Here is a 12248-nt window from a genome sequence, read left to right on the forward strand (position 1 = left end):
TTATGATGGATGTCCGTCCGTTTTTAAAAGTCATGGTGGAGCGTAAAGCCTCGGACTTGTTTATTACCGCAGGTTTTCCGCCGAGCGCCAAAATCGATGGTGAGTTACGCCCATTAGCCGAGAGTGCCTTCACGCCCGCGCAGTCTTTGGATTTTGTCGAGTCCGTAATGACTGAGGCGCAAAAGAAGGAGTTTCACACTACTCGCGAGTGTAACTTTGCTTTTGCGGTGAAGGATTTAGGGCGTTTTCGCGTCAGCGCATTCTGGCAGCGTGAATCTCCTGGATGCGTTATGCGCCGGATTGAGACCAAAATCCCTGAGGTAGAGGACTTAAAACTGCCACCGATTTTAAAAGATCTGGTGATGAGTAAACGGGGTCTTATCATCATGGTTGGGGGAACGGGAACCGGTAAGTCGACCTCCTTGGCGGCGTTAGTGGGTTACCGTAATGCCCATGCCCGTGGTCATATCCTCACCATTGAAGATCCGGTGGAATTTGTGCATGACCATCGCAAAAGCATCATCACTCAACGCGAAGTGGGCATAGATACAGAATCCTTTGACGCGGCGCTGAAGAGTTCGCTGCGTCAGGCGCCCGATGTGATTTTGATTGGTGAGATCCGTACCCAAGAAACCATGGAGTTTGCGCTCTCCTTCGCCGAAACGGGTCACCTCTGTATGGCTACCCTGCACGCAAACAACGCTAACCAAGCGTTAGACCGGATCATGCACTTAGTGCCTGAGAGTAAACACCAGCAGTTGCTATTCGACTTGTCACTCAACCTGCGCGGCATTGTAGCGCAGCAACTGGTGCCTAAAGTCGATGGCACAGGACGACGGGCGGCGATTGAAGTCTTGATCAATACGCCACGTGTCGCGAGCTTGATTGCTAAAAACGAGCTGCATTTGCTAAAAGAAACCATGGCTAAATCGAATGAGCAGGGTATGCAGACCTTCGACCAAGCCTTGCTGCAACTTTATATCGATGGGGAAATCAGCTATGCCGATGCGCTTCACCATGCTGACTCGCCAAACGACTTGCGTTTAATGATCAAACTGCAAAATAAAGAGCCTACCAGTTCAAGCTTTATGGAAGGCGTGACCTTGGATATGGATTAATCCTGTCCGCGGTGATGTTAAAGCAGCTCCCTTGAGCTGCTTTTTTATCGCTTAAGCCAATCGATAACTCGCTGTAGCTTTTATTTTTTTATTCAATATGATCTCTATATTAGTGAGTAACGTAATAGAGAATAACGAGTTTGCCAATCTTGGCGCGCCCAATGAGAAGGACATTATGATGAAACTCCCCTTAGTTATCTTTGCCAGCCTGTTAAGCACTAGCGCATTTGCGGCAACTTGCCCGAGTTATCTTGATGTTGAAGTGCGTAAATTGCACTCGGATGAGAAGATTAATCTGTGTGAATTGACTCAGGGCAAGCCAGTGTTACTGGTCAACACCGCGAGTAACTGTGGCTACACTCCGCAATTTAAGGCTCTCGAAGCGCTTCATAAAGAATACAAAGACAAAGGCTTAGTGGTGATAGGTTTCCCTTCCGATGACTTTTTCCAAGAAGAAAATGATGAAAAAGACACGGCTAAGGTGTGTTACATCAACTATGGTGTCACCTTCACTATGCTCGCAACATCGCCCGTGCGAGGCAGCGATGCTAACAGTGTATTCAAATACTTAGGAGATAAAGCTGGCTCGCCTAAGTGGAATTTCTACAAGTATGTCGTCAGTGGCGATGGCAATACTGTGCAGCAGTTTAATTCAAAGGTGAAACCCGATAGTGCCGAGCTTAAGCAGGCAATAGAATCAGTGCTTTAATGCCCAATTTATTCATTTTACTTATGTTAAGAGGCTACTTTGGCTAGGTTTTCAGGATTATCAAAAGAGATGGGTCACGCAAAGCGTGGCAAAGTGGGTGTGTTGTTACTCAACCTTGGCACACCCGATGCGCCAACGGCATCGGCGGTGAGGCGTTACCTTGCCGAGTTTTTATCAGACCCTCGGGTGGTCGAAATTCCAAAACTCCTGTGGATGCTAATTTTACATGGCATAGTGCTGCGCGTTCGCCCAGCTAAGTCTGCGGCGCTCTATCAGAAGGTCTGGACTGAAGCGGGTTCACCACTGATGGATATCAGCTTGCGTCAAACAGCTAAACTATCGGAAAAATTAACAGCCGATGGACATCAAGTATCGGTACATTTAGCCATGCGTTATGGCAATCCTTCTGTGGCGAGCACCTTACAAACGATGCATCAACAGGGGATTGATAAGCTGGTCGTATTGCCGCTTTACCCGCAGTATGCGGCGCCGACAACGGGCTCGGCTTTTGACGCTATTGCAAGGGAATTAACCCAGTGGCGCTATCTACCATCGCTGCATTTTATTCATACTTACCATAATCACCCCGACTTTATTACCGCATTGGTGAACTCGATTCGCGTCGACTTTGAGCAACACGGTAAGCCACAAAAGTTAGTGCTTTCTTACCATGGTATGCCCGAGCGTAATCTGCACTTAGGCGATCCTTACTATTGCTTTTGCATGAAGACGACCCGTCTGGTGGCTGAGCAATTAGGGCTTACAGCGGATGAGTTTGTAATGACTTTCCAATCTCGCTTTGGTAAAGCTAAATGGTTACAACCCTATACGGATGCCACCATGCAGGCGTTGCCGAGTGAAGGTGTACGTGACGTGGCGATTGTGTGCCCAGCGTTTAGTGCCGATTGCTTAGAGACCTTAGAAGAGATTGTCGGTGAAAACGGTCATATCTTTGCTAATGCCGGCGGGGAGAAGTTCCGTTACATTCCTGCGCTGAACGATAATGATGACCATATCAGCATGATGGCTAACTTGGTTAAGCCCCATCTGTAAGCTTTATAACCGTAGAAATAAAAAAGGATAGCGCAGGCTATCCTTTTGTTTTTATGACTTATCATTCACCGAAATGATTTTCAAAATAGCTTTCGACAATCAATACGGCAGACACGGCATCGACTTGACCTTTGGTTAGGGCTTTAAAGCCGCCGAGTTCAAATAGCCGAGCTTTTGCATCTGTGGTGGTCAGTCTTTCATCTTGAGTGACAATTTTGACCCCAAACTTAGCGTTTAGTCGGTTGGCGAATTTTCTCGCCCTGTGGGTCATCTCTTGCTCTGTGCCATCCATATTGAGCGGTAAACCTACGACGACTAAATCGGGTTGCCACTCTTTAATGAGCTTGCCGATTTCGTCCCAATTGGGAATACCATCTACGGCTTTTAAGGATAATAGTGGCGTGGCGCTGGCGGTGATTTGCTGCCCTATGGCGACACCAATACTTTTTGTTCCAAAATCAAAACCTAAAACGGTTTTTGCGTTCATCTCTATATTCACTCGTCACAATAAAATCGGCTAGGCGTGGCCCGCCTGTGATGACAATTGCCAAGCATCAAAGCCGAGCGCGCGGCTCGCTTGTTGCCATCTATCTTCGTGTTTGACATCGAAGAGCAGGGCCTGATCGGCAGGGATAGTCAGCCATGAGTTATCGGCCAGTTCTTGCTCCAGCTGGTTTTTGCTCCAACCCGCATAACCTAATGCCACGATAAATTTTTCTGGCGAGCGCTCGCTGCCAATCGCCGTTAATACATCCCTTGAGGTGGTGAGCATGAGGCCAGAGCTTAATTCTGTACTGTTGGCCCAATAGGGCTGGGATGTATGCAAGACAAAGCCTCTATCTTGGGACACGGGGCCGCCCATTAAAACCTGCGCGCCTAATGCGAGGTCGGTCGACACTTGCTCAGCGGGCAAATCCATCTGTTCGAGCAATGAGTTCACTTCAATGCCCAATGGTTTATTAATCACGAGCCCCATGGCGCCTTTTTCATCGTGCTCACATAGATAGATGACGGTGCGCTCAAAAAAAGTGTCATCGAGCGACGGCATGGCGATTAAAAAATGGTTCTGCAAACTCTCCATTAAATGCTCCGTTCAGCCCACAGGCGTTGACCAATAGATTAAATCCAGCGGCTTAGGTTGGTGGTGTATCAACCGCCGGCTAATTTGACTTTGTAGTTTTGTTTTTCAAGCAGTAGTTTTAGTTGTTCGCGATTATCGGTTTGCACTTCGATCGTGAAATCTTTGACTGTGCCACCACAACCACATTGTTTTTTAAGGGTTTGTGCCAGGGTTTTTAAGCCCGCTTCATCAAGCCCTAGGCCTGAAATGACCGAGACACCTTTACCTTTGCGGCCTTTGCTGTCTCTGTGGATACGCACAATCCCATCGGATGCGGGGATAGCTTTGGCTTCTGGCTCGGCAGTAATGCGGCCTTTATCTGTGCTGTACACTAAGGAAACGTTGGGATCTACTCTCATAAGTCATCTTTTATTTGAATATACGCCGCTTAAGTTTACCAAACTCAACGTCTTTCGGGGAGGTAAAAAAAGGCCACTGACAGAGACTGAAAGTGGCCGAAGGTCAATGCTAGCTCTTTGCAGGGAAGTAGCATGTTTAAAAAGCAGACTTAGAGATGCTGCAATACCATAGCGATTAATGCCAATGCGGTGAGTAGGGCGCAGGGCATGATAAAACGATGCAATTTAGGGAGGGCGATTAAGCAAGCGGTGGCGACAAACCCAAAGGCGGCAACCGTGGTGTAATTCACGCCGTTCGACACAGTCTCAAACACGAGCCAACTCAATACGACTAAAGGTAAAAACAGCAACATCATGGGGAGATGAGGTGTGAGCTTACTGTTATGGGTATCGGCAGAGACTTTTTGCGGTGCGAACCAGAAAATTGCTGATGCCACAATCAATGCGCTAATGAACCAGTACATGTTATTTATCCTTTAATCGCTTTAAGTGATAATCATTATCATTTAAAGCGATTACTGAAGTCAAGCTGAATAACACACTGCTTTTTCATCATATTGAGTTGTAGAACCGTCCATTGCTCTGTAAGCTAAATTTATTTTCGGCTTATTTGTGTTCGATAAGAACGACCAAGGAAATCATCATGAAAAATATAATTGTAGGTTTAGCCGTACTGGCACTGAGTGCCTGTAGTTCGCTGAAGTCGGGTTGGGATTTTGACCCTAGCGCCAATTTTACTCAGTACAAGACCTATGCGTGGGTCGCACAAAAGACCGATGCTTCGGGTTATCACCTCGATGGTTTAATGGATCAGCGCGTACGAGATGCGGTGAATTCTCAGCTTTCATCTAAGGGCATGACCTTGGTCGATGCGAAAGATGCCGATGTATTAGTGAACTATCTGACCAAAATCGATAAGAAGATTAATGTAGATACCTTCAATACCAATTTTGGCTATAACCCTTACTATGGTCCAGGTTGGGGTTGGGGCGGTAACATGCAAACCCAGACCACAGTCAGAGAATACGAAGTTGGCACCCTGATCATTGATTTAGTTGATAATAAAACAGCTAAGTTAATTTGGCGTGGCTCAGTGGCCGACACTATCCGTGATAAAAATACTCCTTCGGAAAGAGTACAGCTGATCAACGAAGCAGTCGGCAGCGTGATGGCGAATTTCCCGCCAAAGCCTGAAAACAAATAATTTACTTTTAGTCTAAAAAAGCGGCCCTTCGGCCGCTTTTTTGTGGCCAAAATTTAGGCTTGAGTGGCATTAAGATGAATTTTCTACAAATTTTAAAATTTTAATTGATTATGCTTTATTAAAACTTATCAAAAAATAAGCTTAATTGAATGAGAGGAACAGTCGTCCATTGGTTAATGTATTGTTATTGAAGGGCTGTAGTGTAACGCAATATGGAAAAGTAGAAATAGCTAATGCACAAATACTATCAATAGATTAAATATTCTAATGACAAAATTTAAATAATCTCATTATCCTGTCCGTGGATTATCAGGCAAAATCCGTTCTTTATGCATGGGTAATAAGTAGTTTAAATGCAAGAAGCGCAATTTATCGGATTATTATGGCTGATTGGGATTTTAGCCGAGGCCATGACAGGGGCATTAGCGGCGGGTCGTAAGCAGATGGACCTATTCGGCGTGGTGATCATTGGCTGCGCGACGGCAATTGGTGGTGGCACCCTAAGAGACATGCTGCTCGGAAATTACCCTTTGATTTGGGTCGAGAATGTCCATTACCTGCTCGCGATTGCATTTGCGTCTTTACTAACGGTCGCCATTGCGCCTGTGATGCGTTACCTGTCTAAGTTATTTTTGGCCATTGATGCCTTAGGCCTAGCCGTATTCTCGATTGTTGGCGCCCAAAAAACCCTAATGTTAGGCTTTAGTCCAACGATTGCGGTGGTGATGGGACTCGTCACAGGGGTCTTTGGCGGGGTGATCCGCGATATTCTCTGTAATCAAGTGCCTTTGATTTTTAAGAAAGAACTCTATGCGGTGATTTCGCTCTTTACCGCAGGCTTATATATCACCCTCAATGCCTATCAATTGGCTGAGTGGATAAACCTAGTGATCTGTTTAACGCTTGGGTTTAGCTTACGAATGTTAGCGCTGCGTTACCATTGGTCTATGCCAACCTTTGACTATCAAGCCAGCGGCGACCAGCACACGCCCTAATAAAAATGGGACATTTAATGCCCCATTTTTTTATGTTATTGCTGTGCTTGAATGGTTTTTAACGCTTCAAGCGCGGCGTCATAATTGGGGTGTTCAGTAATATTGGGGACCAGCTCTTGGTACCTAAGCTGACCTTCGGCATCGATAATAAAGATAGCCCGAGCGAGTAAGCCGTAATCCTCAATCAATAAGCCATATTTCTCACCAAAATCACGCCACACTGAGTCGGAAAGCACTTTGATTTTGTCGACGTTCTCCACCTTACAGAAACGTTTTTGCGCGAAGGGCAAATCTGTACTGATGGTCAGCATGACTACATCATCGGAGAAGTGACTGACTTCACTGTTAAAACGCTTAGTTTGCAGCGCACAGACACCCGTATCTAAACTGGGCACGGCACTGATCAGCACGGTTTTCCCTTTAAAGTCACTCAGGCTGATAGGGGTAAATTTTTCGTCGACAACTTTAAATCGTGGCGCCATTTGCTCAAGCTTGGGTAATTTCCCAGCGAGAGTGACAGTCTTGTCGCCCATCATCACTTGGGTTTTATCACTGGCGATAGCGGTGGGGCTGAGAACCATTAAACTAAAAACACAGCCAGCGGCTAGAAATGAAACATACTTTTGCATTTTCTCTCCCTTACTCAGGTATGTTGTGTACATAGGTTTAAGGTACGACAAAACCCAAGCTATCACCATAAAAAAGGCCGGTATTCACCGGCCTTTTAATATGCTTGCTGATTATTTGCTCTCTGGCAATTGCTTCACATGAATATCCATTTGTGGGAATGGAATTTCAATGTTCGCTGCATCGAGAGCATTCTTGATTTGTTCTAAAATTTGGAAACGCGCTGTCCAGTAATCGGCGGTTTTAACCCAAGGACGAACCACAAAGTTGATTGAAGAATTTGCCAATTCAGAAAGACCTACGGTGTAACCTGGCTCTTTCAGCACGTATTGGTTGTTATCTAAAATCTCTGTTAATACTTTTTTGGTTTGCGCAATATCCGCAGAATAAGACACGCCAATGACTAAATCGATACGACGATTTTCAGAGGCAGAGTAGTTTGTGATAGTGCCATTCATGATTGAAGAGTTTGGCGCCACAATCACTTTATTATCTGGAGTGCGTAATTTGGTTGAGAAAATGGTGATTTCATCAACAGTACCGGCAATACCCGCTGCCTCAATATAATCACCTACGCGGCATGGACGGAATAGCACCATTAATACGCCAGAGGCAAAGTTAGACAGAGAACCTTGCAGTGCTAAACCTACGGCTAAACCTGCGGCACCGATAACCGCGACTAAAGAGGCGGTTTGTACGCCAATTTGGCCTAAGGTAGCGATAATGGTGAACACAAACACCACTGCCCAAGCTAAGTTAGCCACAAAAGACACCACGGTTGGGTCAATCTTGCGGCTGTTGAGTACCTTACGTACTAACTTTTGTGCGACGCCAGAAAAATATTTACCGACGAAGAAAATAATGAGGGCAAATAAGATTTTTAAGCCATAGGTCATGACCAAATCAGGCGCCTGCTTTAATAAACCTTCGAGGTTTTCCATTAAATTACTCCCTAAAAATACGCTAACAAAACTAGTTATTATTGACGATAAATTGTACTCGTCGATTTAATCTGCGACCTTCGCTGGAATGATTATCCGCAACCGGTTCAGATATACCTTTACCGATAACGGTAAAGCGATTTGGATTGAAGCCATAGTCTTCAACCAAAATACGTTTCACATTTTGAGCCCGTCGTAGTGATAACTGATAATTAAACTCTGGCGTACCGACAATATCCGTATGCCCAACTAAAGTTAATCGAGTCTCAGTATTCGCGTCTAAAAAAGCTTTCACTAAGGCTAAAGCTTTCCATTGCGATAAATCTACTTCGGCAATCGCAAACTCAAAATACACAATCGCGGTCTCAATATTATGACAATCAGCGGCTGAATAAGTACTGGGGTCATTGAGATCACATTGAATACTGCTGGATTTTACTTCGGCTTGGTAAACACAGCCATTGGCCATCACAGTGGTGTTTGCTGGTGTGTTTGGACAGGCATCTTTAATATCCGGGACGCCGTCTTGATCTGTATCTTGCCATGCATACGCGGGTAACATCTGGCTTAAGCTCAGCGCTAAACACGTTAATTTAATCCATTGCATTACGGATGTTTTCACCACAAATCACCTTGTATTTTATCTTGAGTAGCTAAAACCACTAAGAGATTTGCACTGCATTAGCATGAGCATCTTAGTCGGGTATTCTATCTTTTTTATCGGCCTAACGCCAAGTTTTGCCCGTTATTTGATGCAAATCAATCGCATCAGCCTAGATAACATTGGCTCCTTGTTGATTTTATCGGCAGACATAAAGGCAAACTATACAAATTTTTCCTTTGAGGCTAGAGTCGCACTTACGCGATGAATATCCGCGTCGGGGATAGGCAGAAGAAGTCGAGGACAAGATGATAGATTTACGCAGTGATACCGTGACCCAGCCAACAGAGGCGATGCGATTAGCCATGTCGAGGGCTGAAGTGGGTGATGATGTTTATGGTGATGATCCGACCGTCAACAGCTTACAAGATATGGCCGCCGAGATGTTTGGTTTTGAGAGTGCGCTGTTTACGGCATCGGGCACTCAGGCCAATTTGCTTGCATTGATGGCGCATTGTGAGCGCGGGGATGAATACCTCTGCGGCCAGCAGGCCCATAACTATAAATTTGAGGGCGGCGGCGCGGCGGTACTCGGCAGCATTCAGCCGCAACCGCTGAGCAATCAGCTTGATGGTACTATCGCCCTGACCGATATTGAAGCGGCGATTAAACCTGATGATATTCACTTTGCGCGCACGCGCTTACTGAGTCTAGAAAACACTATCGGCGGTAAAGTATTACCCCAGACTTACCTTGCCAATGCGCAGGCGCTAGCATTTCAGCGTGGTTTAAAAATTCACTTAGATGGTGCTCGGGTTGCGAATGCCGCCGTGGCGCAGGGGATAGGGATTGCCGATATTGCGGGGCATTTTGATTCGGTTTCCATCTGTTTATCAAAGGGATTGTGCGCGCCTGTTGGCTCGCTGCTCCTAGGTGATGAGCGCCTAATTAAAAAGGCCACGCGCTGGCGTAAAATGCTTGGCGGCGGCATGCGCCAGGCGGGGATTTTAGCGGCGGCGGGTAAATTAGCGCTCACACAGCAGGTTGAGAGACTTGGGGAAGACCATGAAAATGCTGCGTATCTTGCCCAGCAATTGAGTCAGTTGAGTGAGTTTGAAATCGATTTAGCCGCCGTTCAAACCAATATGGTGTTTGCCAACCTCGCGCCCCATGTCGATGAGAAAGCACTAGCGAAACGTTGCCGTGAGGTGGGCATTCTCATCAGCCCTGGCCGCACGCTGCGCTTTGTGACCCATAAAGATGTCTCGCGTCAGGATATTGATAAAGTGCTACAAGTATTTAAATTACATTTGCAGGCATAATCGGCGTTGAGCCCAAGTGAAAACTTGGGCTTTTTTATACATCTTGCTTACTATATCGCGGATTTTAAAATCAAAAGTCGAATTGTGAGCCAGATGCTAGGCGAATTTTTTTAAGCCTATCTATACTAAAAACAATAAGTTCACATCATTGAGGTCGAGCAGGGTTGAAACCTAACAATAATACTAATAAAGGGGTCGATTATTGGACAAAACGGATCAGTGAATTGGAAATGCCAGCGCTCTGTTCCACCGTCCAAACGTTAGAAAAGCTTGCCAAGGATGACGTATCGTCTCTCGCCTTACTCGGGCGAAGCGTGATGCACGATAACGCCCTCACATCCCGCATTTTACGTGTCGCTAACAGCGCGATTTACCATAAGGGCAGTACCCAAATTTCGACCGTCAGCCGAGCCGCCATTGTGCTAGGGTTTGATGCGGTGCGTAATATCTGCATTACGGCCCAGCTATTATCGAGTCTGTTAGAGAGCAAAAATCTTGCCCCCGCCGTTTATCAGCGCCTCATCAAATTAATGGCGAAGGCATTCCAAGCCGCCATGTTAGCACGGATGATGCTCAGTGATTACGATGAGGATATTCAGGAAGAAGCCTTTATCGCCTCTTTGCTCTATCACATTGGTGAGAGTGCATTTTGGAGTATTGGCGGTGAGTTTACCGAAACCTTAGACAGCCAATTAACCGAGTGTGAAAACCCCGTCGAAGAGCGTAGTGTTATACGTGAAGCCTTGGGTACCTCATTCTCGCAACTTACGCAGAGTATTGCGCGCCACTGGGGATTAGGGGAGTTATTGATCCAAGCGGTGAATTATCCCGATGATCAACGCCCTGAAATTCGCTCTATCTTTCTCGCCGATAAGCTCTGTGAGATCCTCTCCCAAGAGGTGATTGATAAAACCGAGCTGGATAAGCGTATCAGCCAAGCGGCTAATTTTACTGGGCTGGATGAGAAAGAATTAACCCTGAGAATGCAGCGCTGCACTAAGGCGACCCATAAATTAGCCGAAGCCTATGGCGCTAAAGTGTTGATTGACTATCTGCCCGATCCTAAGCGCATCAATAAGCTTGAGCCCAGCGCACCTGCGGTTGAGCTGCCCGTATTTGAGGCCAACTTGAATGTGCAATTGGCCAAACTGCGCGAGCTCACCGCCTTTGCGATCAATAAAGCCGATTTTAACCAAATCATGCAGACCGTACTCGAAGGGATTTTAGAGGGCGTCGGCGTGGATCGCTGCGGGGTGTTACTCCTGTCGCCCAGTCGTAAACAGTTGCAGCCTAGGATTATGCTCGGTCGAGATGCTGAAGAGATGAAGCAACTGTTTATTATCGATCTTGGTGATAAAAAGGGCTTATTTTCACTGGCGATGGAGCATAAGGAATGCCAGTGGATTGATAACCCCAATGCTAAAAAGTGGCTCGAGCAATGCAAAGAACTCAAGACTCAGCTGCCTGAGTCGGGTTTTTTGATGGCGCCACTCTTGGTCGATAGCAAAGTGATTGGTTTTTATTATGCTGACCGTGGGCCATCGGAAAGAACTTTTAGCGAAGTGGATTTTCAAGCTTTTATCCACTTCTCGCAGCTGGCCAATGTGTGTTTTACCGTGTCGTTAAAATAGTTTACTGAGCGTTTTTAATTTCAGCGGTAATCTGTTTGGCAATCGCATTGGGGATGGGAAAGCTCAAATGATATTGGGCAATTTTCCATTCCCCATTGGTTTTAATTAGGGTGCCTGTCCCTCGACTCACGCCATAACTAGGGCTGTTAAGGAGTTCATCGAACAGGATCACATCACCATGCTGCACTAAATGGCGGCTGGTTAAATCGTAGCGCCAACCTTTGGTCGGGCGCGAATAGCGTTCAAATTCGGCCATTCCCCAGCGCTCTGTCGCATCGGTTCCAATAAAAATGCCATCCTGACGATAGAGGGCAAAATACTTGTCCCAATCGGCACTACTCGAATATTGGTTCAATTTATCCAGCACTTGAGCGGCCGCTTGCTCATCGCTAAGCGTGGTTGCAACTTGTTCGTTAGCAATGGCGGTTTGTGGATGAAAGCATAGGGCGCCAAGCATTAACAGGCTGGCGCTGAATAGGGCAAGACGTTGGCGAGTGCGCGTCGAATGGGAGCTGCGCTCCGTGCGAGTGAAAATTGTCATCGTGGATTCCTTATCGTTATGGTTATT

15 protein-coding genes are annotated in these 12248 nt (G+C 46.2%); 7 read left to right on the forward strand and 8 right to left on the reverse strand.

The window, feature by feature from the left end; genetic code table 11:
- Positions 1–5: 5 nt before the first annotated feature.
- From K0H60_RS06405 to hemH, 3 genes are all read left to right on the forward strand, one after another.
- Positions 6–1118, forward strand: a complete 1113-nt coding sequence (locus K0H60_RS06405) for a PilT/PilU family type 4a pilus ATPase (protein WP_011621983.1) — start codon at positions 6–8, stop codon at positions 1116–1118.
- A gap of 175 nt (positions 1119–1293) precedes the next feature.
- Positions 1294–1827 (forward strand): glutathione peroxidase, encoded by a 534-nt coding sequence (locus K0H60_RS06410; RefSeq protein WP_086904528.1) that lies wholly within the window; start codon positions 1294–1296, stop codon positions 1825–1827.
- A gap of 69 nt (positions 1828–1896) precedes the next feature.
- Positions 1897–2880 (forward strand): ferrochelatase, encoded by a 984-nt coding sequence (gene hemH, locus K0H60_RS06415; RefSeq protein ID WP_220057620.1) that lies wholly within the window; start codon positions 1897–1899, stop codon positions 2878–2880.
- A gap of 61 nt (positions 2881–2941) precedes the next feature.
- On the opposite strand, the gene ruvX is transcribed toward hemH, so the two are convergent.
- The 4 genes from ruvX to K0H60_RS06435 all read right to left on the reverse strand — a co-directional run bounded on the left by ruvX (position 2942) and on the right by K0H60_RS06435 (position 4823).
- The gene (ruvX, locus tag K0H60_RS06420; RefSeq protein ID WP_011621986.1) at positions 2942–3367 is read right to left on the reverse strand and encodes a Holliday junction resolvase RuvX; all 426 of its coding nucleotides are present in this window, start codon (positions 3365–3367) and stop codon (positions 2942–2944) included.
- Positions 3368–3397: 30 nt separating this feature from the next.
- Entirely contained in the window at positions 3398–3961 is a 564-nt protein-coding gene (locus tag K0H60_RS06425; RefSeq protein WP_011621987.1) for a YqgE/AlgH family protein, read from the reverse strand.
- A 68-nt stretch (positions 3962–4029) separates the two neighbouring features.
- Positions 4030–4359, reverse strand: coding sequence for a stress response translation initiation inhibitor YciH (gene yciH, locus K0H60_RS06430; protein WP_023266511.1), 330 nt, complete (start codon positions 4357–4359; stop codon positions 4030–4032).
- A 149-nt stretch (positions 4360–4508) separates the two neighbouring features.
- Positions 4509–4823 (reverse strand): hypothetical protein, encoded by a 315-nt coding sequence (locus K0H60_RS06435; RefSeq protein WP_011716287.1) that lies wholly within the window; start codon positions 4821–4823, stop codon positions 4509–4511.
- 179 nt (positions 4824–5002) lie between these two features.
- Between K0H60_RS06435 and K0H60_RS06440 the strand changes: the two genes are divergently transcribed.
- Entirely contained in the window at positions 5003–5563 is a 561-nt protein-coding gene (locus tag K0H60_RS06440; RefSeq protein WP_011621990.1) for a DUF4136 domain-containing protein, read from the forward strand.
- Positions 5564–5916: 353 nt separating this feature from the next.
- Positions 5917–6558, forward strand: a complete 642-nt coding sequence (locus K0H60_RS06445) for a trimeric intracellular cation channel family protein (protein WP_220057621.1) — start codon at positions 5917–5919, stop codon at positions 6556–6558.
- Between the two features lie 35 nt (positions 6559–6593).
- On the opposite strand, the gene tpx is transcribed toward K0H60_RS06445, so the two are convergent.
- The 3 genes from tpx to K0H60_RS06460 all read right to left on the reverse strand — a co-directional run bounded on the left by tpx (position 6594) and on the right by K0H60_RS06460 (position 8748).
- The gene (tpx, locus tag K0H60_RS06450; RefSeq protein ID WP_220057622.1) at positions 6594–7187 is read right to left on the reverse strand and encodes a thiol peroxidase; all 594 of its coding nucleotides are present in this window, start codon (positions 7185–7187) and stop codon (positions 6594–6596) included.
- Between the two features lie 111 nt (positions 7188–7298).
- Positions 7299–8126, reverse strand: a complete 828-nt coding sequence (locus tag K0H60_RS06455; protein ID WP_023266506.1) for a mechanosensitive ion channel family protein — start codon at positions 8124–8126, stop codon at positions 7299–7301.
- 31 nt (positions 8127–8157) lie between these two features.
- Positions 8158–8748 (reverse strand): OmpA family protein, encoded by a 591-nt coding sequence (locus K0H60_RS06460; protein WP_434086667.1) that lies wholly within the window; start codon positions 8746–8748, stop codon positions 8158–8160.
- 287 nt (positions 8749–9035) lie between these two features.
- Between K0H60_RS06460 and ltaE the strand changes: the two genes are divergently transcribed.
- Positions 9036–10049 carry a low-specificity L-threonine aldolase gene (gene ltaE, locus K0H60_RS06465; protein WP_220057623.1) on the forward strand — a complete coding sequence of 338 codons (1014 nt, stop codon included), beginning with the start codon at positions 9036–9038 and terminating at the stop codon, positions 10047–10049.
- Positions 10050–10213: 164 nt separating this feature from the next.
- Complete coding sequence (locus tag K0H60_RS06470) at positions 10214–11680, forward strand: HDOD domain-containing protein (RefSeq protein ID WP_220057624.1); 1467 nt, start codon at positions 10214–10216, stop codon at positions 11678–11680.
- 1 nt (position 11681) lies between these two features.
- Here the strand turns inward: K0H60_RS06470 and K0H60_RS06475 are convergent, their stop codons facing one another.
- The gene (locus K0H60_RS06475; protein ID WP_220057625.1) at positions 11682–12221 is read right to left on the reverse strand and encodes a nuclear transport factor 2 family protein; all 540 of its coding nucleotides are present in this window, start codon (positions 12219–12221) and stop codon (positions 11682–11684) included.
- Between the last annotated feature and the right edge of the window lie 27 nt (positions 12222–12248).

Origin of the sequence: Shewanella mangrovisoli (assembly GCF_019457635.1) — a bacterium.
GTDB classification, from domain to species: Bacteria; Pseudomonadota; Gammaproteobacteria; order Enterobacterales; family Shewanellaceae; genus Shewanella; species Shewanella mangrovisoli.